Origin of the sequence: Vibrio sp. 10N.261.51.C6, assembly GCF_041471785.1 — a bacterium.
Lineage (GTDB): Bacteria > Pseudomonadota > Gammaproteobacteria > Enterobacterales > Vibrionaceae > Vibrio > Vibrio crassostreae_C.
This window is the reverse complement of the sequence record NZ_JBFRPB010000011.1, coordinates 17,229-44,134: the sequence shown is the minus strand read 5'-3', so window position 1 is coordinate 44,134 and position 26,906 is coordinate 17,229. Positions and strand designations below refer to the sequence as shown.

General features: G+C 45.0%; 21 protein-coding genes. 5 read left to right on the top strand and 16 right to left on the bottom strand.

Annotated features, from left to right (window positions below; all coding sequences use genetic code 11):
• Positions 1–70 precede the first annotated feature (70 nt).
• Positions 71–895: a DUF2797 domain-containing protein gene (locus tag AB4375_RS02715; RefSeq protein ID WP_029235797.1), complete on the bottom strand. Its 825-nt coding sequence runs from the start codon at positions 893–895 to the stop codon at positions 71–73.
• 303 nt (positions 896–1,198) lie between these two features.
• Between AB4375_RS02715 and AB4375_RS02710 the strand changes: the two genes are divergently transcribed.
• On the top strand, positions 1,199–2,494 hold the full coding sequence (locus AB4375_RS02710) for a GGDEF domain-containing protein (protein WP_017066188.1): 1,296 nt from the start codon (positions 1,199–1,201) through the stop codon (positions 2,492–2,494).
• A gap of 262 nt (positions 2,495–2,756) precedes the next feature.
• Here the strand turns inward: AB4375_RS02710 and AB4375_RS02705 are convergent, their stop codons facing one another.
• From AB4375_RS02705 to AB4375_RS02695, 3 genes are all read right to left on the bottom strand, one after another.
• Positions 2,757–4,127: a DASS family sodium-coupled anion symporter gene (locus AB4375_RS02705; RefSeq protein WP_017059762.1), complete on the bottom strand. Its 1,371-nt coding sequence runs from the start codon at positions 4,125–4,127 to the stop codon at positions 2,757–2,759.
• Between the two features lie 196 nt (positions 4,128–4,323).
• A complete protein-coding gene (locus AB4375_RS02700; protein WP_017063589.1) occupies positions 4,324–5,124 on the bottom strand; it encodes a vancomycin high temperature exclusion protein in 801 nt (266 codons plus the stop codon).
• A gap of 194 nt (positions 5,125–5,318) precedes the next feature.
• Complete coding sequence (locus AB4375_RS02695) at positions 5,319–7,007, bottom strand: NAD-dependent malic enzyme (RefSeq protein ID WP_017059764.1); 1,689 nt, start codon at positions 7,005–7,007, stop codon at positions 5,319–5,321.
• 183 nt (positions 7,008–7,190) lie between these two features.
• Between AB4375_RS02695 and AB4375_RS02690 the strand changes: the two genes are divergently transcribed.
• Together AB4375_RS02690 and AB4375_RS02685 are read left to right on the top strand one after the other, a co-directional pair.
• Positions 7,191–9,569, top strand: a complete 2,379-nt coding sequence (locus AB4375_RS02690) for a helicase-related protein (protein ID WP_372050979.1) — start codon at positions 7,191–7,193, stop codon at positions 9,567–9,569.
• Positions 9,570–9,772: 203 nt separating this feature from the next.
• Positions 9,773–10,150: a transporter gene (locus tag AB4375_RS02685; protein WP_372050978.1), complete on the top strand. Its 378-nt coding sequence runs from the start codon at positions 9,773–9,775 to the stop codon at positions 10,148–10,150.
• 166 nt (positions 10,151–10,316) lie between these two features.
• Here AB4375_RS02685 and AB4375_RS02680 read toward each other — a convergent pair whose 3' ends face one another.
• The 7 genes from AB4375_RS02680 to AB4375_RS02650 all read right to left on the bottom strand — a co-directional run bounded on the left by AB4375_RS02680 (position 10,317) and on the right by AB4375_RS02650 (position 16,468).
• Entirely contained in the window at positions 10,317–11,420 is a 1,104-nt protein-coding gene (locus tag AB4375_RS02680) for a phosphoribosylaminoimidazolesuccinocarboxamide synthase (protein ID WP_017055177.1), read from the bottom strand.
• Positions 11,421–11,747: 327 nt separating this feature from the next.
• Positions 11,748–12,155 carry a SulA-like leucine-rich domain-containing protein gene (locus AB4375_RS02675; RefSeq protein WP_372050977.1) on the bottom strand — a complete coding sequence of 136 codons (408 nt, stop codon included), beginning with the start codon at positions 12,153–12,155 and terminating at the stop codon, positions 11,748–11,750.
• A 350-nt stretch (positions 12,156–12,505) separates the two neighbouring features.
• Positions 12,506–12,694: a hypothetical protein gene (locus AB4375_RS02670; RefSeq protein WP_017070242.1), complete on the bottom strand. Its 189-nt coding sequence runs from the start codon at positions 12,692–12,694 to the stop codon at positions 12,506–12,508.
• A 165-nt stretch (positions 12,695–12,859) separates the two neighbouring features.
• The gene (locus tag AB4375_RS02665) at positions 12,860–13,882 is read right to left on the bottom strand and encodes a hypothetical protein (RefSeq protein WP_372050981.1); all 1,023 of its coding nucleotides are present in this window, start codon (positions 13,880–13,882) and stop codon (positions 12,860–12,862) included.
• Positions 13,883–14,117: 235 nt separating this feature from the next.
• Positions 14,118–14,786 carry an OmpA family protein gene (locus tag AB4375_RS02660; RefSeq protein WP_372050980.1) on the bottom strand — a complete coding sequence of 223 codons (669 nt, stop codon included), beginning with the start codon at positions 14,784–14,786 and terminating at the stop codon, positions 14,118–14,120.
• A gap of 99 nt (positions 14,787–14,885) precedes the next feature.
• Positions 14,886–15,575, bottom strand: a complete 690-nt coding sequence (locus AB4375_RS02655) for a DUF2786 domain-containing protein (protein ID WP_017059769.1) — start codon at positions 15,573–15,575, stop codon at positions 14,886–14,888.
• A gap of 209 nt (positions 15,576–15,784) precedes the next feature.
• A complete protein-coding gene (locus AB4375_RS02650) occupies positions 15,785–16,468 on the bottom strand; it encodes a DUF3334 family protein (RefSeq protein ID WP_017059770.1) in 684 nt (227 codons plus the stop codon).
• 222 nt (positions 16,469–16,690) lie between these two features.
• Here AB4375_RS02650 and AB4375_RS02645 point away from each other — a divergent pair, with 222 nt between their 5' ends.
• Both AB4375_RS02645 and AB4375_RS02640 read left to right on the top strand, forming a co-directional pair.
• Entirely contained in the window at positions 16,691–19,726 is a 3,036-nt protein-coding gene (locus AB4375_RS02645) for an FAD-binding and (Fe-S)-binding domain-containing protein (protein ID WP_372050976.1), read from the top strand.
• A gap of 66 nt (positions 19,727–19,792) precedes the next feature.
• Positions 19,793–20,254, top strand: coding sequence for an isoprenylcysteine carboxylmethyltransferase family protein (locus tag AB4375_RS02640; protein ID WP_048607122.1), 462 nt, complete (start codon positions 19,793–19,795; stop codon positions 20,252–20,254).
• 91 nt (positions 20,255–20,345) lie between these two features.
• Here the strand turns inward: AB4375_RS02640 and AB4375_RS02635 are convergent, their stop codons facing one another.
• From AB4375_RS02635 to hutI, 5 genes are all read right to left on the bottom strand, one after another.
• Positions 20,346–21,071: a DUF3581 domain-containing protein gene (locus AB4375_RS02635; protein WP_017067089.1), complete on the bottom strand. Its 726-nt coding sequence runs from the start codon at positions 21,069–21,071 to the stop codon at positions 20,346–20,348.
• Positions 21,072–21,282: 211 nt separating this feature from the next.
• A complete protein-coding gene (gene hutH, locus AB4375_RS02630; protein WP_372050975.1) occupies positions 21,283–22,815 on the bottom strand; it encodes a histidine ammonia-lyase in 1,533 nt (510 codons plus the stop codon).
• A gap of 14 nt (positions 22,816–22,829) precedes the next feature.
• A complete protein-coding gene (gene hutU / locus AB4375_RS02625) occupies positions 22,830–24,524 on the bottom strand; it encodes a urocanate hydratase (RefSeq protein WP_105024766.1) in 1,695 nt (564 codons plus the stop codon).
• 60 nt (positions 24,525–24,584) lie between these two features.
• A complete protein-coding gene (gene hutG / locus AB4375_RS02620; RefSeq protein WP_372050974.1) occupies positions 24,585–25,613 on the bottom strand; it encodes a formimidoylglutamase in 1,029 nt (342 codons plus the stop codon).
• Entirely contained in the window at positions 25,600–26,850 is a 1,251-nt protein-coding gene (gene hutI, locus AB4375_RS02615) for an imidazolonepropionase (protein ID WP_372050973.1), read from the bottom strand. Before hutI ends, hutG begins: the two co-directional genes overlap by 14 nt.
• Positions 26,851–26,906: the final 56 nt, after the last annotated feature.

The following is a 26,906-nucleotide window of genomic DNA, read 5'->3' as shown; positions in this document are numbered from 1 at the left end:
GCCTCCTCCTACTCGATTTTGGCTATTCACTAAGCGCTTCTAACTATAAGAAACGTTTAAGTTCTACAAGTTATGCCGACACTTCCACTTCGTAAGAACCAAATTTACGGATGTTAATCACACCAGTATCTAGGATTAGGTATTGGCCTTTAATACCTTGCAGCACACCAGATACTTCAGGGTTCTTGTCAAAGTTGTGCGACACAATCTTCACTGGGTGCTGTTCAACTGGGTAGCTCAATGAAGTGATGTTTTCGCTCAGAATCTCGATAGCATCATCACCAAACTTCGCTCTGATCTCTTGGATTTTATCCTCAACCAACGGCAACAGTTCTTTGGCTTTTTCTACCAATTCCATATCGTCGCCGTCGCCTTTAAGCAGCGTGCGCCAGTTGGTTTTGTCAGCAATGTGCTTTGCTAACTCAACTTCGATCAGGCCAGAAATCTGACGTGTTTTTACCTTCAAGATAGGCAAACCTTGAGTCGCGCCTTGGTCAATCCAACGGGTAGGGATTTGAGTATGACGCGTGATACCAACCTTAAGGCTAGATGTGTTCGATAGGTAAACGAAGTGATCAACCATGCAGTTCTCTTCACCCCATTGAGGCTCGCGACACGTGCCTTCATCGTAGTGACAAGTCTCTGGCTTCATGATGCACATGTCACAGCTTGCTAGCTTTTTCATGCACACAAAACAGTGGCCTTGAGAGTAGCTCTTCTTAGTTTTCTTACCACATGAGCAGCAAAAAATATTGCCGGTGTGAGTGAGGTTGATGGTTTTACCAATCAGAGGGTTTAGCTCTACAAACTCTTCGCCTACAGGCAAACGGTAGGTAACCGCGCCATCAAGGGAAGCACTCATCTTTTTGAGTGTTCCTTTTGCTAATAAAGACATGACATTACTCGTTGTATTTTGATTATTATTTCGTCGACTCGATTGCGCTGTGAGCAGGCAGTACGGTTAACGATGATTATGCGATGAGTATAACAAATAGAGCCTGTTTTTATACGCAATATTACTTGATTCTCGCCGTGAATAATCAAAAGCAAATACATGCATTAAAATATAGTATGACATTTTTTTCGGGCGTGATATAACGTTTTTTAGTGATTTATTGGTATTAAGATCACTAATTTATCTAACTTGTTTTTTATCGTGAAATCCCAACTATAGGGATATTAAGCAGGAAGCTTAGACGTGAAGTGGATCCATAAGATTGTTATCTTTCTAGTTATCGCAACGCTTGCCATTGTGCAGTATTACCGTGTGAGCGGAAATCGTGTGATAACGGCAATTACCCCTGATAAATATGAATTTATCGCGACCAGTGATCAAGTTGATAGGGGCGTCAGTACATCCCAATTATCCTACGAAAATGGGCAGTATATTCTCGACTGTGAACTTAAAGAGTCGGAGTATCCTTGGCCTTATTGCGGCCTATCGATTCGTATCAATCCAGACATTACCGAAGGCCTTGATCTCTCCCAGTATCACACCTTTAGAGTGAATATTGATTACCATGCGGAAGCGGACTCTCGTGGCCGTTTGAGAACTTACCTACGCAACTACAATCCTGCTTATTCTGTTCCCGATGACGAGTACACACATAAGTACAACGGGATGGAGTTTTCTCCAGGAGTCGATGGTGGTGTGATTGAAATCCCGATCAAAAATCTGCAAGTGATGACATGGTGGCTGGCTGACAACGACATTGCGTTAGAGCATTCGGCCCCTGAATTTTCGAATGTGAATATGGTTGAGTTTGCTACTGCGTCTGGAGCGAAACTCGGTCACCACAGAATCGTCATCCGCAGTATTGAGTTCGAAGGTTCGTATATCACCGCAGAAAGCTTGTTCATGATCCTACTGTTTGTGTGGGTGGGGACGGGCACCGTATTCTTGCTGTCAGAGTTAAACCGTTCAAGAAAACGCATGGTGATCGCAGAGAAAAGACATCACCACTTAAAGAACGTCAATCGCGCACTGAGAGAACAGAATTTTGAATTTTCAGAGATGGCCCATCGTGATGAGTTAACCGGAATACTAAACCGCCACGCGATTCGTGATTGGTTGAAAATGCAGTCACAACATGTGAAGCAAGGACATGGCAAGCTGGGTATGTTGTATCTCGATATCGACTACTTCAAGAGTGTAAATGACAAGTACGGACATCAAATGGGTGACCATATTTTACGCGAGTTCAGCATGGTGGTGGGCAGTTCGATCAGCGCTACCGACAAGTTGGTAAGATGGGGTGGTGAAGAGTTCATTGTTTTTTGCCCTGAGACCGAAGCCGGAGAGGCGCAGATAAAAGCTGAACGCATTCGATTATTGGTTAGCCAGCACCTTTGGGTTCATGGCGATCCGCTGACATGCAGTATCGGTGTTGCCGAGATGAAGCAAGAGCGAGTGACAGAGACCATTGCTCGCGCTGATGAAGCTTTATATCAAGCAAAGCATTCAGGTCGAAACCAGGTGATCTTGAGTCACTAATCTGAAAATTGTTTTGATGAGTTTATAAGCCACACGTGCATATGTGACGTGTGGCGTTTTTATGGTTCTTCTCCCAAAAGCCAAAAACAAAAAAGGTGGCGCGGGGCCACCAAAAGGGAAAAGCGTTTCTTGTTTTTATGCGCCCGTTCTGTTGACTGATAGTTTCAAACTGAGCGGGCATTTTTGTACTGGTTGAACTGGGGGAAGTTCAACCAGTTTAGGGGAGCATTCCTGTAAGCATGCGCTTATAGGACGTTAGTGCTTACCAGAAGATCCAAGCGAACAGAGTCAGAACTAGGATACAAACTAGGTTCAACACCATACCGATTCGCATCATCTCTTTCTGCTTGATGTGACCCGAGCCAAACACGATTGCGTTAGGTGGTGTTGCAACAGGAAGCATGAAGGCACAAGACGCAGCAACAGCGATCAGTGCAGACAAAATAACTGGCGACATACCAAGTGCTTCAGCGATGGTTGCGAATACTGGCACCAGAAGTGCTGCACTCGCTGTGTTACTCGCAAATTCCGTTAGGAATACCACGAACGCTACCACGGCTAGAATCGTAAGCAGTACGCCAGCTGTTTCTAAAAATCCGCTTAGTGAGTGTGCTAAGAATACGCTGGTTCCTGTCGCTTTTAGAATGTTACTTAAGCAGATACCACCACCGAATAGGATAAGAACACCCCAGTCCGTTGTCTTCTCAACGTCTTTCCATTCCACCGCTCTAGAAGCGCCAAGCAGTACAATTGCGCCAATCGCTACTAAGCTATCAAATTTAGAGAATCCGCCAATCATTGCGTTGATTGGTTTACCGAATATCCAAAGCGTTACGGTTAGAAGGAAGATAGACAGTGTGATTTTCTTGCTGTTTGTCCACTCAACTGGGGCATGGTCTAGCTCGAATTTGTGGTCAAGCTTCGGCTTAGTCATCACGTAAAGAATAATCATCGCGATTGGAAGTAAGATCATTGAGATAGGTAGGCCAAGTGCCATCCACTCTGTGAAGCTTAAGCCAACTTCTGCCGCCGCAATTGCGTTTGGTGGGCTACCAACTAAGGTTGCGATGCCACCGATTGAAGCACAGTAAGCAATACCCAGTAGCACGAACACGTAGGTGTTGCGGTCTTCACTTTGGTCAACTTTGTTCATGATGCCAAGAACAAGGGGAAGCATCATTGCAGTCGTTGCTGTGTTTGAGATCCACATTGATAGACCTGCACTCACACCGAACAACATGAACACAGCGACCGACATTCTGCCTTTTGCTATCAGCAGTACTTTGTCAGCTATCGCTTTATCTAGCTCTTGCTTGTTCAGTGCGGCTGCCAATGCGAAGCCACCCATGAATAAGAAGATGATTGGGTTTGAAAAGTTAGCCAGCGCTGCGGGCGTGTTGAATACACCAAACAAGACAGCCAAGAGTGGAACGAGCAGAGCGGTGATGCTGACATGAATAGCTTCGGTTAACCATAGAACCGCAACGAACACGAGAATACTCAAACCAGTATTGACTTGTGATTCGAAAGGAAGAGTGTTGAGCAAGAGTGCGAATAGCGTGAAATTACCAATTAATATCATGCTGTTGCGGGTGAACAACCAGTGTTTCAGTGTAGTAACAAGTGCCGTCATAAGACGCTCCTTTTGTTATCCTCGTTTTATTGGTGCACGACTTCATTGAGTCGTGCTTATTATTTTCGAGGTATATAGCTTGATGTAGGGTCAGACTTTGTTGGGAGAATGTTACTTAAGTTAATAAAGGCGTGTTGGTGTGTTTTTGTGTAACATTGGGGAAATGTGAGGCAACAAATTCAAAATGTGTAGTTTTCTACACATCTGTCTCTGCTGGGTCTGCAATAGGGTTTGTTGTAGGATCTACAACAGGGTTTACAGAGGGGTCAGTCATAGGGTTTGGAATCGGAAATGATTCCGGTTTTGGACTCGATTGAATGGGCTCTTTAGGTCCAAGGAACTTTGGCGTTGTCCCCATAATATACAAATCTAAGAAGGCTTTGGTACGCGCAAAAACTTCACGCAAACGGATAGAGGTGCCTGAATGATGAGTAGGGCCTGAAACCGCTAAACATTGTGCATGAATATCGTAAGAATTAGCGATAAATAGTGCTCTTTCACAGTGGAATTTCTGAGTAATGATCAGGAAGTTGTCGGTGTCGAAGATCTTTTTAGCGCGAACAATCGAGTCTAAGGTTCTAAAGCCTGCGTAATCGAGGTTAATGCGTTCATCGGGTACACCCGCTTTCAGCAAGTCGCGTTTCATCGTCCACGGCTCATTGTAAGAGCGATGAGCGTTATCACCACTTAACAGAAACTGGTCGACTTTTTCACGGTCGAACAGCTCAATCGCGGCTTCGATTCGGTGCTTATAATAGTCGTTGAGTGTTCGACCCAAATATTTGCTCGTGCCAAGCACAACGGCGACCTCAAGCTCGGGCACTTCATCTATATCGTAGATGATGCGATCTTCCGCTTGCCATGAAACCCAATAATCGATCGCAATAACCGCAGCGCTGCCTACTAAGAACACGAGGAAAGCGCCAAACAGAAAACCTTGCAGTTTTTTGTAAGCTTTTTTTATGTAGCTACGGATAATGTGAGAATCAAATTTCACTCTCGGTATGGTCCTTTCACTGAGCATTAATTTTTGAGTGCTCGATAATACCAAATAAAAATGAGAAAAATCAGTTAAAAAGACAAGACAGTTTAAAGAAAAAAGCCCCTGCAATTGCAGAGGCTCATATAAGAGTCGTTAACGCTCTTTATTCCAAGCGCAGTACGCTTTTATTCAGAGCGCAGCACGATTTATTAGAATGCAGTACGCTTGTAGCGACGGTAAACCGGCTGCCAGAAGTGTTGGTCAATCGCTTGTTGAAGAGCTTCTTCAGTGATCTCTAGAGCAACGCCCTGTTCAATCGCCTTTTTACCTACCGCAAGAGCAATTTTCTTAGATACCGTGTGGATCTCTTCCAATGGTGGAAGTAGAGCACCTGTGCCATTGATTGCTAGTGGAGAACACGTAGCAAGTGCACGGCTTGATTCCATTAGCATTTCGTCAGTGATGCGTGAAGCATTCACAGCCAATACACCAAGGCCAATACCTGGGAAGATGTAGCTGTTGTTACACTGAGCGATTGGGTAAGTTGTGCCGTTGTGAACGACTGGCTCAAATGGGCTACCTGTCGCAACAAGTGCTTGGCCATCAGTCCAACGAATAATGTCGTTTGGCGTCGCTTCAACACGGCTTGTTGGGTTCGACAGTGGGAACACGATAGGGCGTTCACTGTGTAGGTTCATCTCTTTGATGACTTCTTTGCTGAATAGACCTGGAGCACCAGACACACCAACCAATACGGTTGGTTTCGCGTGGCGAACTACGTCTAGTAGAGAGAAACCAGTGCCATCGCTTTCCCAGTCTTTGGTGTTTTCGTTGGTTTGAACCAGACGCTGTTGGAAATCAAGCAGGTTTTGCATGCCTTCTTGTAGCAGACCCCAACGGTCAACCATGTAAACTTGAGAGCGAGCTTGTGCATCGCTGATACCTTCAGACACCATTTGGGCAATGATAGCTTCAGCAATACCACAACCTGCAGAACCCGCACCTAAGAAGGTGATGCGTTGATCTGAAAGTTTGCTGTTTGCTGCTTTACATGCTGCAAGTAGAGAACCAACCGTTACGGCTGCTGTGCCTTGGATATCATCGTTGAAACAACAGATGCGATCTTTGTAGCGCTCAAGCAGTGGCATTGCGTTCTTTTGTGCGAAATCTTCGAACTGAACTAATGCATCAGGCCAACGGCGTTGAACCGCTTGGATGAACTCTTCAACGAATGCATCGTAGTCAGCACCCGTAATACGAGGATGACGCCAGCCCATGTACATTGGGTCAGCAAGACGTTGAGGGTTGTTAGTACCCACATCGAGCACGATTGGTAGCATGTAAGCTGGGCTGATACCGCCACAAGCTGTATAAAGTGCTAGCTTACCAATTGGAATACCCATACCACCGATGCCTTGGTCTCCCAAACCAAGAATACGCTCACCATCCGTAACCACGATAACTTTAACGTTGTGGTTTGTCGCATTGTTCAGTAGGTCATCGATACGATCGCGGTTCGGGTATGAGATAAACAGACCACGGCCACGACGGTAAATATTTGAGAAGTTCTCACATGCTGCGCCAACTGTTGGCGTATAAATGATAGGCATCATTTCAGAGATGTGGTTTTGAACTAAACGATAAAAAAGCGTTTCATTAGTGTCTTGGATGTTACGAAGGTAGATATGCTTATCCATATCACTTTCGAAGTTACAATATTGTTTGTATGCACGTCCTACTTGCTCTTGGATTGTTTCGGTTGTTTCCGGTAACAAACCTTCAAGGTTGAAAGAACTGCGCTCTTCAGCAGAGAATGCGCTGCCTTTGTTTAGAAGAGGTGTACTTAGTAGAGCAGGACCAGCATAAGGGATATATAGAGGGCGTTTATCGTTGTTCATTGGATGCCTAATATGGGAGAAAGGGTAACTAAAAAATGATAACGGTTTAGTTATTCAATTGTAAATAGTTTCTCCGCGATCTGAGCAAACAAAATGATATTCTTACCTCTGTCCCACACTTATCGAATTTCAACACGATAATTCGTTATACTTTGCTCACACTTTTTCGCTACTCGCCATTTTATGTCATTACTTCCCATCGATGCTTATCAAAACGTATTCCACGAACAAATCGCTAATTCTCACCTTGTCGTAGAGGCGGAAACCGGATCAGGTAAATCAACGCGCCTGCCACTTTGGGCTTCTCAGCATGGACGAGTGCTGGTGGTGGAACCAAGACGTATCGCGTGTACGTCATTGGCTAAATATCTCGCGCAGCAATCGGGTGAGAAGCTTGGTAGCAAAGTGGGCTATGCGATTAAGCTTGAGTCAGAGTATAACGAGCAAACTAACGTTGTTTTTGTGACGCCCGGTATCGCGCTGCGTTGGTTATCAGAAGACGGATTAGCCAGTTTTGATGTGATTGTGGTGGATGAGTTTCACGAGAGGCGCTGGGACATTGATCTGCTGGTGGCGATTCTGAAACAAAAAGAGAGCCATCGCTTGGTGATCACTTCAGCAACCATTGAGGGTGAACGCCTTGCTCATTATTTGGATGCGAATCGCATAAGCTGTGAAGGGCGAACCTATCAAGTTGAGATTGAGCACAGAGCGAATGAATCCAGAACACTGCCTGATAGTCGACATCTAGGGCAGCGCATCGTGGAAGAAGTTAATCATCAGTTGATCGCTTCTTCTGGCGATATGTTGGTTTTTCTACCGGGTAAAAAAGAGATCGTGCAATGCGAACAAGCCTTAGCGAAAAATCCAGATATCCAAGTTGTTAAATTGCATGCGTCGGTCAGTGATAAAGAGCGAGATTCAGCGTTATCGGGTCGTAATATCAATACTGAAGGTAATGGTTTGAGAAAGGTCATCCTTGCGACCAACGTTGCAGAAACCTCATTAACCATTCCTGACATTGGCGTGGTGATAGATTCAGGATTAGAGAGACGCACCGTTCAGCGTAATGGTAGAACCACACTGATGCTTAAATCCATATCACGAGCGAGTGCCAAACAGCGAGCTGGCCGCGCGGGTAGGGTAATGGATGGCGTTTGCGTGCGTCTATATGGTGAACATGCGGCGTTAGAGTTAGTCACACCGCCTGAATTGCAGCGTGAAGAGCTGACTGAACCTATGTTGGCCGCAGCATGTTGTGGATCTCCGCTTGAGAGCTTGTCCTTCCTTGACCCTATTCCAGAGAAATCACTCAACAGTGCAACTCAAACCTTGCTGACGATGGAAGCGATTAACGCCGACCATCAAGTTACCGAGCATGGTAAAAAACTGTATCCGTTGCCGATTGATGCTTTGTATGCCGATATCGTTACTCGAATCAAAACCAAAGCATTAAAAGAGGCGATGGTTGATCTCACTGCGGCGCTGTCCGTTCCTGCTCGCTTGTATCAGTTACCAAACAATGCAGAACATCTTGAAGCGCTCGCGCAACAAGAGAAGGAAGGGTGTGATTTAAGCCTGTTGATTCAGATTGTGCGCGGTCGAGAATATCCGCATTTAGACATCGACCAACAGGCTCTGAATGAAGCTCAAGGATTGGCGAAGCAAATGCGGGAGGTATTTGAACTTCCTCAGCTAGAAGTCACGTCACGTTTCCAACGCATTGAATTGCTCAAGACCATTGTGAATCTGCATCCTGAACTGGTGTTTGTGCGCCGACTGAAAAGGAAAGAAGCCTTTGCCAATGGTGTTTTAGAAGTGGTGCTCGGTCGTCAGAACCGTTTCCCTGATAATGCACAAGCGATGTTGGTGTTGGATACTCACAGCTTGCCGGGAAGAGGCGTTAAGCAAACACTGACCTTAGCGACGGTCACGACCCCCATTCCTCTTGAGCTTCTCATTGATGCTGAACTAGGAGAGTGGGAGCAAGGCGAAACCGTTGTGAATGATGATGGTGTTTTTACCGAGATGGCATTGGTGTACGCAGGCCGCACGATTACAACCAAACTCGTCGCCGCTGAAGGGCAACTATCGTTAAAACCTATCGTCGACCTTGTGTTAAATGGAGAGCAGCTTCCCGGTTTTGCAAAGGCTCGCACTCAAGAAATCAAACACTGGCAGTTGTATGTGAAACTTGGTCTCGATGAACAAACTAAATACACACCAGAAATTGAGAACATTAACTTTGAGCTATGGTTTATAGAGCAGCTTGAAGTACTAGGTGTTACTGATGTCAGCGAATTGGAAATGTTCGATCATGCAGACATACCGTTCGATGGCATTCCAACTTGGCTCTACTCAGAATTTTCGGAAAAATACCCGTTTGCATTGAGCCTTGCCGACTTGCAACTCGATGTTGAATACTTGCCCGCAAGAAAGCTGATTTACGTCCATTATCAGTCGGGTAGCCGAAAGTTATCGCCAAAACGTTGGGAGCTACCGACATGGTCTGGTTGGCGTATTCAGTTCAAAAAAGCGAGTCGAATAATTGATATCAAATAGATGGATAAGTTTTATCTCTAAAATATTAATCAAATAGATGCATATATGATTTTTCAGTGCTTATTTTGTTACAAGTTTGATTTTTATATTCCTTTTTAACCAATCAAAAGGTCATAAAAGACTATTCTTCTATATCCTATTGCTATAAAGAAAGAGTTGATAGATATTGAGTATATTGTGTTGCCAAAGTGTCGGGGGACATCATGGATAAACAGGAAGAGACGCGTGTAGAGTTCGATTACACAACATTTCTTGGCGCCTCATGCAGTAAAAAATGGACTTTTCTGGAAGCACTCACCACAATTGCGCCAGTGTTCAGTACCGTCTGGCGAGATAGCATTAAAGAGTTGGGCACCCCAGAGGATCGTTTATGGCAGATGGCATTGAAATCAATGTCGACGCGTAAAAGTGATGAGTCGAACATTGTTACCTTACTCAAGCTCGCTAAGCTGGAAGGGATCAATGAGCTCAAAGTGGTGATGCCATATTCACTTGAAGAAGAGCAGATCGAGTATATTGAATCGCGCAGTCATTTACTGATTGCGGGTAATTCTGGAGAAGAGTTCACGATTAAGCTGTAACTTCAGCTCGCCTATAATCTCTCTCGAGGAATAGTAAAAACGTACACGTAAAAAGGGCCTCAAATATTGAGGCCCTTTTAGTATCTAAAACTTGAGTCTACGAGCTTATTAGCTTTCGAGCTTTTTATTTTGAGATTAAGCGATTAAGCAATTAGCAATTAAGCGACTAGTCGATTAGACCATAGTCAGCGCGCAGTACATCGATGATCTCTTGCTTAGGATTTTCGCTCAGTACGATCTCCGCACCTGTGATTTTCGCTGCGATATCAAGGTAAGTGCGAGACAGAGACATTAGAGAATCCAGTGGAAGTTCATTGTCACGAGCCAATGCTTCACGTTCTGGCATACGCTCTTTATTCAAAAGAATGTCGGCATCAGGGAAGTAGTTAAGCAAGAACTGACGGAAGCCTTCTTTTGAATTCTCTACGATGTTGCCGTTGTTATATTCCTGAGTATCCCAAATGCGAGATGAATCTGGAGTACCGACTTCGTCCATGTAGATAAGCTTTTCTTTGCCTTGAGCATCGTTGACGTAGCCAAACTCAAATTTGGTATCAACAAAGGTTTGGTCTACTTTTGCTAGCGCTTGGCTGATTACGTTGAAGCCTTCTTTAAGAAGTTTTTCGTAATGCGCGATGTCGCTTGCTTGAGTAAAGTTGAATGCTGCGAAGTTATCTTCGATGTTGTTGCGTGTGATGTTCACATCGTCAGCTTCTGGAACGCCAGGAATACCTTTCAGAATCCCTTTTGTTGAAGGCGTGATCAGTAGCTCAGGCAACTTCTTGTCTTTCTCAAGGCCTTCAGGCATCTCGATACCACAGAATTCACGTTCGCCGTTTGCGTATGCACGCCACATTGAACCAGTGATGTATTGACGACAAATCGCTTCGATCATGACTGGGCGAGCTTTTTGTACAATCCATACGAACGGGTGAGGGATATCAAGAATATGACTGTCAGCAAGTCCGTTGTCTTTAAACAATTTGAACCAGTGGTTAGAGATAGCATTCAGAGCCGCTCCCTTACCTGGAACACCTTTAAGATTCCCTTCACCACGCCAGATACAATCAAATGCAGAGATACGGTCACTGATCACCATGATTGCTAAAGGCGCATCGGGTGCTACATCGTAGCCTTTCTCTTTAATTAGTCGTTGGCTATCTTCTTCAGTTAACCAGTAGACCGAACGAACCTTGCCACTGTGGACAGGTTTATCAGTACGGATTGGTAGGTCATCATTTACGGCAAGAACTTGATCAGCAAGGCTCATTTAGACATTCCTATCTTTTATCAAACGTCATACAGAGAAGTGCGGTGTGCACATGATTAGACGGGCATTATACCCAATCTACTATTTGCTTCCAGAGAAAAAGCAAACGATTGCTAAATCTGTTGTTTAAATAAAAACCCCCGCCTAACAATCCGCTAAAAAATGGGCGAATTGTAGGGCAGGGGAAGGCAGTATGTTTGGACTGTGTTTTGGCGAATTGTTTCTTAAGTTAAATTAAGTTTGTTAGCTAAAAGATTAAGCTATGTTTGTGGACCATGTTTTTGAGCCAAAATGTTATTAAGCCAACATGTTATTAAGCAAGGTGGCTTAGTGAATACGCTCTGAATTTGCATCCATAAAGAAGACTTCACATTGAAAGCGTAACCCTAATGTTCTTAGGTACTGTTGGCTGAACTGATCAATCGATGCACTTGCAACAATCGCGCTCGCATTCTTAGAGCGGATTGCTTTCTCGACAGTCTCTACCTCAGTCATTTGATGAGAGGCTTTCATATGAATAACGCGGTCGCAGCAAACATTATGTTGCTTAAGCTGCTTAGCCGATGGTCTTGGTGTTTGAGCCGTAAACAGTAACCACTGATGTTGATTGGACAGCAACGCCATTCTTGCAAACAACGCTCCCTCGTTTGAATTTTTGCTTTTACGAGAAACTGATGTAAATGCGCAGTGAACTAGCGGGCTAGAGTGTTGTGCTTTAACGTGTGCTTGAATCATTTTGCTGTCCTTATATACATGCTGTATGTGTATACAGTAGTTTTAGTTACTTATAAGATCAAGCGTTTTTTGCGGGATTATTGGACGATTTCGTCTGAGGTTATGGATGGTAAATGATTAAATCATTGAAAGTATTCGATAAATTAAATTTGAATGAATCTGCTGTTTTGTATCATAAGTTGAATAAATGTGAGCTTTATACAGGTGTATACACTGGTTTTTGCAGAAAAGTACTGTATATACCTGTATAGAAGAGAGAACAAAGAAGAAAGAAGAAAGAAGAAAGAAGATCTAAAACCACAGGCACAAAAAAAGCGCCTTAGGCGCTTTCTTATATTTCACGGTGTTGCTTATCTCAATGTCGCTTGGGAGAGTTTTGCTCTCATTTCAATTTCACCAATATTGAACTGGCGAACATCAATGGTTGCAATATCATTGCACTCGTTACATGCATGATGACACTTACCATCTAGGTAGTCGTGCTTTTTAACTAGGCTTGGCTTTTTGCACCAATCACAAACGCCTTCTATTGTGAACATATTCTCTCCTCACCTGTTTAAGTCAGGTGTATTTTCGGCGCAAATTATGACACAAGTAAGACCCATTAGTTAATAGTTTGTTACCCGTTTTTGAGAGGGGGATCGATTGCAACACCAATAAAATCGATATCTTTGAGATCTAGGAAAATGAAGATGTGTGTTTGTTTACGGTTTTGTAACATTTTGTAAAATGGTTTTTAGCGCATTGTTCAAACGTTTCATTTCTTCGTCACATCCGTGACCATCTGGATGGTAGATCTTTGATAGCTGTTTGTATCGGATCTTGATGCTTTTCTGGTCGGGGATTGAGCTAGGTGTGTAGCCAAATAGCGCGCAGGCCACCTGCAAATTACTCAGACCTTTGCTGTTTTTCTGCTTCTTCAATTCGTGGAACATAGTGTGCAGCTGGCGTTTTTGCTGCTTAATCGTAAGGTCCTTCGAGCTAAGCTGCGCTTCAAGTGATTGTTGTTGCTGTCGCGAATCACCCGACTTTAGAGCTTGTCTTTTTCTTGAGATAACGAGCGTCGCAATAATGCTGATGATTGAAATCAACACGGCCAACGCAGCACCAATCATATAGTCAGAGCTAGTTAGGTTAGAACTGGAGAGGTTAGAGCGTGATGCTTGGTTAGATTGAACGTGCTTAGATACCCCCTGACTGGTGTCTATTTCAGAGTCGATGCTGTCATCGAGCTGTTCTATTGAAGAGATCTGTTTTGCACGTTGCTGGTTGAATTGTGCTTCCAAAATGCGGTTGTAGCCCTCTTCTGCTTGTGGACTATCTTTTAAGGCTGCTTCATACCATAGCTGCGCTTTATCTAATGGTTGAAGGAGGTCTTGTTCTAGCGAGGATTCGTAGAGTTTTGCTACCTCGATAGGTGCGCGCTGGTTACCTTGCAACGCCGCTTTAATAAACCATTCCAAAGCAAGCTTGTTACTTTGTTCAACACCTGTACCTGCCAAGTACCATTCACCCAGTCTAAATTGCGCGTTTGGGTTGCCGTTTTCTGCTGACTGCGTGTACCAATACAATGCATCACTGGTGCTAACAGGAACGTCGACACCCGATTCATAAGCTTGAGCCAATTGGTATTGAGAAACTGGATCTTGAGGTTGTGATTCTTGAGATTGTGGAGCTAATGAAAATTCATCACTGCTTGCTGCGTGCACGAAATGTGTGGTGGACAGTTGAATCGTGGAAAAGATGAGGGCTAGAAATAGTGTTCTAAGAAATGATGATGACAGAATGTTGGATAGGATCAGCAAAAGATAAGTCTCGTAAAAAAGCCCAGAATCGATATGTCAGTATGAATACGCTTTATGGTCGTTGATTATTATTATCACGTTAAATGAGTAACATAACTGATAAACAACTATATAGAGGTTAATTCAATAGATAAAGATGGACTGGGCTTTAATCGTGCTACTTAAGCGGCAAGATTTGAATTTCTACGCGACGGTTACAAGCACGACCTTGAGAGGTGTTATTGTCACATAGAGGGTAGCGCTCACCGTTACCACGAGCAATAGCACGACCTGCAGCAACGTCTTGAGAGATCAAGAATGCACGAACAGATTCAGCTCGACGCTCAGAAAGGATTTGGTTCGTCGATTCACTGTCAGTGTGACCTTCAATCACTAGGCTAGTGTCTGGGTATTCAACTAGGATGCGAGCAACGCCGCGAAGGGTATTGTGAATGCTTGATTCCAAAGCGTAAGAGCCAGAATCAAAACCGATGCCGTTTTCTAGGCGAAGTAGAAGTTGGTTCTCACCGACACGTTCAACTTGAACGCCTGAATTCATTAGCTCTTCACGAAGGGCAGCTTCTTGTCGGTCAAAGTAGTAACCAATACCACCACCAACAGCGGCGCCACCGGCAGCACCAATAAGTGCACGTTTACCACGGTCTTTAGAGTCACCAGTTGCAGCACCAGCAACGGCACCAGCGAGTGCACCAATTAGAGCGCCTTGAGTTGCAGAGTTAGCCTCAGATTCGCCAGTTGTCGCGTTTTGGCGTTGAGTTGCCTGACAACCCGTTAAAGCGATAGTAAGCGCTAGGGCTAGTGTGATTTTTTTAACGTATTTCTCCATCATGTACTTCTGTCAAACGAATGAATCCGAGTGACAAACATAGTCCTGTAAATCTTATTGATGGTTTTTATCAATACGTCGAAGCAATGTAAAGTGGCTCTATGATTTAGTTATCTTTTTAGCTGCCTGGGTACCGCCAACTGGTCGATTAACAGACAATTTACGACCTTTCTTCAAACCAACTTCATAATCGGCGGTGAGGTTTTTCATCGCTTCTCTCAGTTGCTGCTTGAACGTTTCACGGTCGATATTTTTGAATTCTTTATCAATGTAGTTATTGATCTTGTTGTTTGATTCGTCGTCGGGAGTAATGGTTGGTAGCTTTTCAAGCGCACCTTCAACCCAGCCTGAAACAAACGAGTTCACGCGGCGTGTCACTTCTAAGGACCCTGTGCCAGAGCCAGCAAAGCTATTTCTGAATTGGCCGGTGTGTTCATTCAGTTCACGATAAATGATATCGAAAGCGAACGCTGCGAAGATCGCGCGGTCGGCTTCACCAATGAACTCAACACGCTTGAGGCCTTTATGATTCAGCAATACGGCTTCTACGCCAAATTTGGTGTTGATACCGCGAATAACACGCAGCAGTGTAGAACTGATATTTGCAGGTAACAGGTGACTGGACTGAGTTTTCCCCATCTTGATAAATTCAATATCGTCTTTTTCGAGACCATATTTCAGCATCAAGTTATGCGCCATTTTTATCGCATTGGCAGCTTCATTGACGTTCGCAGAATTTCCAAGCTCAAGACACTTGGCAATTTTCTTTAGGGCTTTTTTCTTATCCATCGACAATTTAATCAGTACCGCAAATTTTTAAAAGTCCAACATTTTACATGTTTTCGCGGGTAACAGAAAGGCAAAACTGGTTTGATGAACAAGGAAGGCGGTGAACATTGAACTGCATGAGCCCAGTTGGCGGTAAAAACAAAAACGCCATCAAGCGTATTGATGGCGTTAGTGACACGTTTTTTCAATATGTCTAGAGCATTCGTAAACTAGATACCCAGTTCATCGAGTAGATCTGCCGCAGAATCATTGCCAGAGCTTTGAGCTGGCTTGTTCGCTTCTTGCATTTTTTTCTGAGTCGCCTCAAGAATGCTATCTGGACATTCGTCTTCTGCGATTTCAAATTCTTCTAATTGAATGAACTCAGTCTTATCCATCGCAAGCTCAAGGTAGAAGATGTTGTTATTAGCGGTAGAGAAGGTCACACGACGAGCTTGTGGACGGTCGAGATTGGTATCAACAGAAAGGTTAACTTGCTTGTTCAGAGCCAGCATTTTCGGTTGGTTTTGTGTGATGTTGGTTTGCAGCTCTTTGCGGATTTTATTGGTGAAATCGCCAACTAATTGGTTCATCAACTCACCCAATACATCACCCACTTCGTCTGAAGTATGAAGCACAGCAAGCTCGTTTTCAGGCATGCCCATATTGCGCATGTAATTGGTGTAGATCTCTAGCGCTGCTTTGGACGTAAAATTAATAACAACGAGACCAGAAAAGCCGCCGTCAAACAGAACGAAGCAACCAAAATCTGGCTTTAGGCTTGTCTTGTTGATCTTTTGAACCATGGCTGAATAGGACACCTGAGAAGCCGTCGCTGAAGTCAGTACGCTTGAGACTGATTGGCATAGTTTAAGAAGGATATCTTCAGTTGTGACTGTTTTGTTTTTTTTCATTGTGATGTGCTCGTGGAGATGTCTTAAACAAAATGTTATTCAGTATATTGTTACTGAATTAAGACGAAAGTGACTATTTCTCCATTCTTGCACTGAGATTCTGATTTGATCACCTTTTTATATGATCTTAATAGTAGTAAAGTGACGAAATTCAAAGAAAATTATTAAAAATCTCAGATAACCCAATGCTGATAGGATCAGCGAAGTAGGGGCAGGAAGCAAATGTTACCAAGACTTCAACTCAATGCTGATGTCGATCCAGTTGTTGTACGCTTTTTAGATGAACTAAAAACAGCGGGCTTTACTGGCGACATTGAATCTCAATATTCTAGCCGTTTGGCTGTGGCGACTGATAATAGTGTCTATCAGCAATTGCCGCAGGCGGTCATCCTTCCTAAAACAACGCAAGACGTTGTGCTTATCGGTAAAGTGGTTTCTAAATCCGCTTACGAACGCGTGACTTTTTCCCCTCGTGGCGGCGGTACCGGAACCAACGGACAATCTTTAACAAAAGGTGTCGTGGTTGACCTGTCGCGATACATGAATAAGGTTCTTGAGATTAACGAGAAAGAGGGCTGGGTAAGAGTTCAGTCTGGTGTCGTTAAAGATCAATTGAACGACGCTGTTCGCCCTTATGGTTACTTTTTCTCTCCAGACCTTTCTACCAGTAACCGAGCAACCTTGGGTGGCATGATCAATACCGATGCTTCGGGCCAAGGGTCATTGAAGTACGGCAAAACGTCTGACCATGTATTGTCGCTGCAAGCGGTGTTCGCAGATGGTTCATGTCTAGAATCTGATTTATCACACGGCTTACCTGTAGAGGGTGAATTCGCTCACCATGCACTTGCGGTGACAGAGGCGGTTTGTCGAGACAAACGCGCTCAAATCTTAGATAAATTCCCTCCGCTGAATCGCTTCTTAACAGGCTATGACCTAAAGAATGCAATCAACGAACAAGATGACAGCTTTGACCTAACTCGCGTTCTATGTGGCGCTGAAGGTTCTTTAGCATTCATCACGGAAGCAAAGTTAAACCTAACCAAGATTCCAAAAGCGCGCACACTGGTTAACGTGAAATACAACACGTTTGATTCTGCGCTGCGTAATGCGCCGTTCATGGTGGAAGCGAAAGCACTGTCTGTTGAAACGGTAGATTCAAGAGTATTGAACCTAGCGAAGCAAGACATCGTTTGGCACACCGTGAGCGATTTGCTGACTGATGTTCCGAACAAAGAGATGCTTGGCATCAACATGGTTGAGTTTGCAGGCCAAGATGAAGCGGAAGTTGAACAGCAAGTTCAAGCGCTGACTGCACGCCTTGAAACCATGGTTGAAAGCGAAGAAGCCGGCGTGATTGGTTTTCAAGTTTGTAGCGATTTGGCGAGCATTGGCCGAATCTACAACATGCGTAAGAAAGCAGTGGGTCTGTTAGGTGCGGCGAAAGGCCGAGCTAAGCCAGTCGCTTTTGCTGAAGATACTTGTGTACCACCAGAAAACCTCGCGGATTTCATCTCTGAATTTAGAGTGTTACTCGATTCAAAAGAGTTGAATTACGGCATGTTTGGTCACGTTGACGCGGGCGTATTACACGTTCGTCCAGCATTGGATCTGTGTGACCCGATGCAAGAAGCATTGATGCATGAAGTCTCTGATGAAGTGGTTAAGCTGGTGGCGAAATACGGCGGTTTAATGTGGGGCGAGCACGGTAAAGGTTTCCGTTCTGAGTATGGCCCAGACTTCTTTGGTGAAGAGCTGTTTACCGAATTAAGACGTATTAAAGCAGCATTCGACCCGCACAACAAGATGAACCCAGGCAAGATCTGTACGCCTTTAGAAAGTGACGCTGAATTGGTGAAAGTCACCGATACCAAGCGTGGTTTCTACGACCGTCAGATCGACGTACAAGTTCGTGACAGCTTCAAGCAAGCAATGGAATGTAACGGTAACGGCTTGTGTTTCAACTACGATACTAGCTCGCCAATGTGTCCTTCAATGAAAGTTACGGCTGACCGACGTCACTCACCCAAAGGCCGCGCAGGCTTGGTAAGAGAGTGGTTGCGTCAGTTAACGGAACAAGGCGTCGATATTCTCGATTTAGAGCAAGAAGCGCTGAAGGACAATACTCCGGTTAAAACCATGGTTGAGCGTGTTCGTAACACGATGAACAAACGCCATGAATACGATTTCTCGCATGAAGTTCACGAAGCGATGAATGGTTGTCTTGCATGTAAAGCGTGTGCGAGCCAGTGTCCGATTAAAGTCGATGTGCCGAGTTTCCGTTCCCGATTCTTAAACATCTATTACTCGCGTTATCAGCGCCCAGCAAAAGACTATTTAGTTGCCAACATTGAAACCATGCTGCCGCTGATGGCGAAAGCGCCGAAAGTCGTGAACGCAGCATTGGGTCAAAAGTGGATACAAACCGCAACGGCTAAAACGGTTGGTTATGTTGATGCACCACTGATGTCGGTGCCTACGCTAAAAAATCGTCTGGCGAGTAAAGAACTGCAACTCTTCGACTTACAGTACTTAGAAGGCTTGTCTTCTGAGCAGAAGAAACAGCATGTACTTATCGTTCAAGACCCGTTTACTAGCTTTTATGATGCAGAAGTTGTTGAAGACTTCGTTACCTTGGCTCAGAAACTTGGTAAAACACCGGTACTACTGCCGTTTAAACCCAATGGAAAAGCGCTGCACATCAAGGGCTTCTTAAATCGTTTTGCACGTGAGGCGAAATCAACATCGGATTTCTTGTCGATGGTGGCGGATATCGGAATTCCTTTGGTCGGTGTTGATCCTGCTCTTGTGCTTTGTTACCGCGATGAATACGTCGAGATCTTAGGTGACAAGCGCGGCGACTTTGATGTACTTACTGTGCATGAATGGTTAATGCCATCGCTAGGTGAGTTCGAAGCACGCTCAGCAAGTGAAGATATGTGGTACTTGTTTGCTCACTGTACTGAGAAAACCAAAATGCCGAACGCTGAAAAAGAGTGGGGTACTATCTTCAAACACTTTGGGGCGACGTTAACCAGCGTTCCTGTCGGCTGTTGTGGTATGGCGGGAACTTTCGGCCACGAAGTCGATAAGCTACAAATGTCGAAAGACATATATGGTTTAAGCTGGAAGCCTCAAATGCAGGACTTACCAAAAGATCGTTGCTTGGTGACGGGCTATTCTTGCCGCAGCCAAGTGAAGCGTTTTGAAGGTGAGAAGCTTGCTCACCCATTACAGGCGCTAGCAAAAATTCTCTAATACATTTAGCCCAGCAATTGCTGGGCTTTTTTCTAAACTAACAGAGGAATGTTAATAAGGAAAAGTATGAAATTTCTAGAATTAAAAGTACCACCCGTTGCACTGTTCATTATTGTATTCGTAGCATCATACTTCTGCGCTCAGCAGTTGAGCCAAGGGACACTGGCATTACCTTATGGAATGGTTGTTTTAGGTATCGGAGTCGCATTGAGTGGTGTGATTGGAATATCCGGCATATTGGAATTTCGAAAACAGAAAACCACCGTTAACCCGATCAAAGTCGAAACCGCTTCAGCCGTCGTGGATAGTGGGATCTTTGGTTACACGCGAAACCCAATGTACTTAGGGTTGTTCATCCTGCTATTTTGCTTTGGCTACTTCTTCCAGAATATCTTCAGTGTACTACTTAGCTTTGGCTTCGTAATCTACATGAATTACTTCCAAATCAAACCCGAAGAGCGAGCACTAGAACAATTATTCGGCGCAGAATATGTTGATTACAAACAAAAGGTTAGACGCTGGATTTAGTGATGATTTGAGTGCTGGCTTAGTAATCGAAATAAAAAAGCCCAGCTTGAGATTATCAAGCTGGGCTTTATTGATCTTGTTCTAGAGCTGATTAAGCAGCGGCTGTGAACTGAGCTAGAAACATCTCTTTGCGTTCGTTGAAGCGGTTTACTAGGTCGTCTACAGAAGCTTGGTCGTATGGCTTAAGGCCACTTGCTACCATACGCTTCACGCCTTTACCTACTACTTCGCCGTCTTCTTTGAAATCGAAGTTCAGGGTCACGATGCCACGTTTTCCTTCAACATCAAAAGTCGCGCCAGAGAATTCAACTTCTGGGTGAGACAGGTCTAGGCGAGTAAATTCAACTTCCATGCTCTCGTAAATCACTAGAGGACGTTGGCAGTTGATCATCATTTGTTGTTCTTCCATAAGAGGAACCATGATGTGTGGGAAGTTCATGCCAGAGAACTTAACGTAGTTTGTTACTACGTGCTCGATGAATGCTTGATCATGGCTCTTCTCACCTTCACAAGACATGTGTAGGTACTCTTTACCATTTGCATCGATAAGTGAGCTCTCTTTTTCACACTTGTTGTCAACGCTTAACGCAATACCGTTACCAACCATACCTGAAAAATCAAAACGCATTTTTTGGCTGATGCCTTCTTTTTGCAGAAGTACTGCAAATAAAAGATCGCCAGGTACACAGAAGCGCTTGTTGTCTTCATCGTGAATCGGGTTGAAATCGCCAGCTACTTTTTTAGCAAAGTGGCTTGCTTGTTCACGAGTGAATTGAAATTGATTGTCTTCAGTAGAAAAGTAAGGTGTCAGAAACATAGTATCGCTATTAGTCATCAAATCTGGGGTGGATTATAGCTAACTAACTTCGTTCTAATGGTCTATCCAGTTAACTTTGCTTATATATCAGTCGATTAGATAAATACGTTGGATGGTATGTGACGATTTTGAGGGGAATAGGGGCTTGGATTCAATGCAACAAGGGCTAATCAATAGCCCCTGTTTATATGACGTGCTATTTCGCCAAACCTTAGAAGCTACACAGTAGGCCTTCTGGCATTAGATGGTTATGCACTGATAATTTGAGCAGTAGATTTGCTTGCTCGATATCAGGTGAGAAGTAACGGTCTTTGTCGTAGAAGCTGACTTTCTCGCGCAGTATCTGTTTTGCTTCTTCTACTCGAGGAGAAGAGAGATTTGGTGCTCTAAAATCCAAGCCTTGTGCTGCTGCTAAGTATTCAACAGCCAAGATGCCACGGGTGTTTTCTGCCATGTCACGCAGTCGACGACCCGCAAAGGTTGCCATAGATACATGATCTTCTTGGTTTGCCGATGTTGGAAGGCTGTCTACTGAAGCTGGGTGTGCCAGTGTTTTATTCTCGCTTGCCAGAGCAGCAGACGTTACTTGAGCAATCATAAAGCCTGAGTTAACGCCGCCGTTATCGACTAAGAAAGGTGGAAGTTTGCTTAGTGCGCTATCAATCAGCAGTGCCATTCTTCGTTCAGAAAGGCTACCAATTTCTGCAATCGCAAGTGCTAGGTTATCCGCTGCCATTGCCACAGGTTCTGCGTGGAAGTTACCACCTGAAATAATGTCGCCGTCTTCAGCAAATACCAGTGGGTTATCCGATACCGAGTTCGCTTCAACGTTTAACGTTTCTGCTGAATTACGAATTTGCTGTAAACAGGCACCCATCACTTGAGGCTGACAGCGCAACGAGTAAGGGTCTTGAACCTTTTCACAACAAGTGTGTGATTCACCAATCTCACTCTTTTGATCAAGCATATGGCGATAAGCAAGCGCGGCATCCATTTGACCACGATGACCACGAACGCGATGAATTCGAGGGTCAAACGGACGACGACTACCCAGCGCTGCTTCTACAGACATCGCGCCACATACGGTTGCAGACGCGAATAAGTCTTCAGCTGCAAACAGACCTTCTAATGCAAAGGCAGTCGATGCTTGTGTGCCGTTTAACAGCGCTAAGCCTTCTTTCGGAGCAAGTGTGATTGGCTCCAAGCCAGCGATCTGCATTGCTTCTAAGCCAGTGATGATTTTGCCGTTGTGGTGCGCTTGGCCTTCACCTAGAAGTACCGTACTCATGTGGGCGAGGGGAGCAAGATCTCCTGAAGCACCCACAGATCCTTTTTGTGGAACACACGGATAAACCTGCGCGTTCACTAGATCGATAAGAGCATTGATGACCTTGAGTCGGATACCCGAGTAACCACGAGACAAGCTGTTAATCTTTAACACCATCATCAAGCGCACAGTTTCATCAGACATGAATTTACCAATGCCCGCCGCGTGAGAAAGCACGATACTTTTCTGTAGTACTTCTAAATCTTCAGGGGCTATTTTGGTATTCGCTAATAAGCCAAAACCTGTATTGATGCCATACACGGTGCGATCTTCAGCAATCACTTGCTCGACAACGTGCATGCTCGCTTCGATATCCGGGATTGCTGCAGGATCGAGTGATAAGTTCACAGGGCTACGGCTGATTTTTCGAAGTTCAGATAGGCCAAGAAGTCCTGGCTTAAGTAATAAGTTCAACATGTTCTCTCCAGACATTAAAGGCGACGAAGTTCTTCGTTTAGCATAGGTAAATCAAGCTTCTGCTCTTTGGCACATTGCTTGGCAATATCGTAACCTGCATCAGCATGACGCATAACGCCGGTTGCTGGGTCATTGTGAAGTACGCGAGCAATACGCTGTGATGCATCTTCACTGCCGTCACAACAAATCACCATGCCTGAGTGTTGCGAGAAGCCCATACCAACGCCACCACCGTGGTGCAAAGAAACCCAAGTTGCGCCGCCCGCTGTGTTCAGAAGGGCATTCAATAGAGGCCAATCTGATACGGCATCTGATCCATCCATCATGCCTTCTGTTTCGCGGTTCGGGCTTGCTACTGAACCTGAATCTAGGTGGTCACGACCGATAACAACTGGTGCTTTCAGTTCGCCATTTTTCACCATTTCATTGAATGCTTGGCCTAAGCGTTCACGATCTTTCAAGCCAACCCAACAAATACGTGCAGGTAGACCTTGGAACTGAATGCGTTCACGCGCCATATCTAGCCAGTTGTGCAGGTGAGGGTTGTCTGGAATCAGTTCTTTTACTTTTTGGTCTGTTTTGTAGATGTCTTCTGGGTCTCCAGAAAGGGCTGCCCAACGGAATGGACCGATGCCTTCGCAGAACAGTGGACGAATATAAGCAGGAACGAAACCCGGGAAATCAAACGCGTTTTCTACGCCTTCTTCCAGTGCCATTTGGCGAATGTTGTTGCCGTAGTCCACGGTTGCAGCGCCGCGATATTGCAGGTCTAGCATCGCTTGAACTTGAATCGCCATGGACTGCTTAGCTGCCTTAACGACTTTCGCTTCATCAATAGTGCGCTCTTGTGCGGCTTTCTCCATCGTCCAACCTTGTGGCAAATAGCCGTTCAGAGGGTCATGGGCAGAGGTTTGGTCAGTAACGACATCTGGTGTGATGTTGCGCTCTACTAACTCAGGGAAAACATCAGCAGCGTTACCTAGCAGGCCAACAGAAATAGGTGTGTCAGACTCTTTAATAATAGCCATCGCTTCATCTAGGCTGGTGGCTTTCTTGTCTACATAACCAGTACGCAGGCGGTAATCAATTCGTGATTCATCGCATTCAACCGCAATCATTGAGAAGCCAGCCATGGTAGCTGCTAGAGGTTGAGCGCCGCCCATGCCGCCAAGGCCACCTGTAAGTACCCATTTGCCTTTTGCTTCGCCTTGGAAGTGTTTCTTCGCGATAGCGACAAAGGTTTCGTAAGTACCTTGAACGATGCCTTGTGAACCGATGTAGATCCAGCTACCTGCGGTCATTTGGCCGTACATCATCAAGCCTTCTTTATCGAGCTCGTTGAAATGTTCCCAGTTTGCCCAGTGTGGAACAAGGTTCGAGTTAGCGATTAACACGCGAGGTGCGTTTTTATGAGTCGGGAACACGCCTACAGGTTTACCAGACTGAACAAGTAATGTTTGGTCGTCTTCTAAACGCTCTAATACTTCAACAATCTTGTCGTAACATTTCCAATCACGTGCTGCACGACCAATACCGCCATACACAACCAGTGCATGTGGGTGTTCTGCTACATCAGGATCTAGGTTGTTCATTAGCATACGAAGGGGTGCTTCTGTTAACCAAGATTTTGCGCGCAAAGTGGTGCCATGAGGTGCGCGAATTTCGCGAGTCGTGTCGAGACGAGGGTCACTGTTGTGGTGTTCCGTCATTTTGAAATTCCTTCTGTTTCACGTTATATCGTTGTAGTTGTATTTATCTATATAGCTGGCTTATTCACTGGCCATTGCACTGGCAATATCCCAACACAAACGAGCCGCCAATCGAGCCGTTTGGCCGTCGACGTCGTAGTCTGGGTTATATTCCGCAATGTCCGCGATAATGAGTTTCTCACTGTGTTTAAAAATCTGTTCTAGGAAAGGCGCGAGCGCTTCATAGCTCACGCCTCTTGCCGCTGGTGCACTTACGCCCGGCGCAGTAGCTGCGGGGAAAACATCGAGATCAATGGTGAGATAGAGATAATCACACTCAACGATGAATTTTTGTAACTTGATCAGTTGAGCGACTTGATTCACTTGGGTCATGTTGCGGTCGTGTTCATACCACACGCCCAGTTGGTCAGCTTTGTTAAACAGCGCTTTGGTATTGCTGGCGGCACTCACACCAAGACAAGCGTAATGAAACGGCCATTGATGTGCGTGGCAGTAATCACTGATCTGGTTAAAAGGCGTGCCGGAGCTCGGTTTAACATCGGTGATGTCGCTTTCAAATTCACGAAGATCAAAGTGAGCATCAAAATTAACGATGCCGATCTTAGGATTGTGTTCTGATTGAATTTTATTTAGGTGCTCAGCGAGACCTTGGAACGTTGCCCAAGCCACCTCGTGACCACCGCCAAGGGTAATCACTTTGTTGGTTGCTAAGGCATTGGCAATCACAGAAGCACACTGTTTTTGGCTGACTTCTAATTGACCATCATTGCACTCGAGATCACCAAGATCGGCGATGTGTGCGTCACTGTGCCAAGCCATATTCGCCAACGCTTGGCGTATCAAGTTAGGTGCTTGTTTCGCGCCCACGCGTCCTTTATTTCTTGCAACACCGGCATCGCTGGCAAAGCCTACCAAGGCGATATCACCGTCAGTCAGCTTGTCACTTAACTCACTACTTTGCACTTGCTTGGTAATGTGATGAACGCGAGTACCGAGTGGGCCATCTTCAAGATCATTACGTCCGGTCCACACAAAGTTATGCACGGTTGTTGCGTTCTCTTGGATACCGTTGGATTTAGATTGAGTCATGACACACCTCGCCATCAACAATGCGTTTATGCAGGTGAGGAACACCGACTTGATAGCTTAGATCTGCAGGGTGGTCGATGTTCCAGATAGCCAAATCTGCGGCATAACCGATTTCGACTTTGCCTTTGGTTTGTGACTCACCAATGGCAGCGGCAGCGTTACAAGTTACACCGCGTAGCGCTTCTTCAGGCGTCGTACCAAACAGGGTGCAGCTCATGTTCATCATCAGCGTTAAGTCTGCAAAGGGAGATGTGCCGGGGTTTAGGTCGGTCGCGATCGCCATTAGGATTTTGTGTTCACGAAGTAAAGCAATAGGTGGCTGTTGAGTCTCTTTCAAGAAGTAGAAAGCCCCGGGTAATAAGGTGGCGACTGTGCCTGATTCTGCCAGTGCTTTTACTCCGGTTTCATCAAGGTATTCAACATGGTCGACAGAGAGTGCACCGTATTTAGCTGCGAGCGCACTGCCGCCCATATTTGAAAGTTGTTCAGTGTGACCTTTAATCGCTAGCCCATGTGCTTTGGCAGCTGCAAATACACGTTCGGTTTGTTCTAAGTTGAAGCCGATAGATTCGCAGAACACGTCAACGGCATCGGCGAGCCCTTGCCCCGCAGCTTTAGGAATGATCTCTTGGCAAACCAGATCTATGTAACGATCTGGTTGTTCTTTGTATTCTGGCGGTACTGCGTGTGCTGCAAGGAGAGTGGTAGTGATCTTAATTCGGCGATGATTTTCTAACGCTTTAGCTGCACGTAACATTTTGAGTTCATCATCAAGTGTTAAACCATAGCCCGATTTTACTTCGATGCTGGTTACGCCACTTCTTAGAAGGCCATCGAGTCTAGGTAGTGCCATTTCAACCAGTTCTGACTCTTGTGCTGCGCGTGTTGCAGTGACTGTCGCAAGAATCCCGCCGCCTTGTTTGGCGATGTCGGTGTAAGAGATACCATTCAAACGCTGTTCAAATTCGTTGGCGCGATTGCCTGCAAATACGAGGTGAGTGTGGCAATCAATCAGACCTGGGGTAACGAGCTTGTTCTTGCAATCATAGGTGATGTAATCCGCAGAGTTATCAGTGCTCGGTTGTTCTACCTCATAAGCATGAGCCTCATGGTTTGAACAAGAGATAGACACGATCTTACCGTCTTCGATAACGATATCTTGAGGGGAAGAGGGCTGATAACCGTCGGCTCCCGAACTCATGGAGACCACTCGTGCGTTTTTGAGGATCAAATTCATAATCACCTAGATCTTTGCTAAATATTAAATGTATATACAAATAAATAGGCTAAACG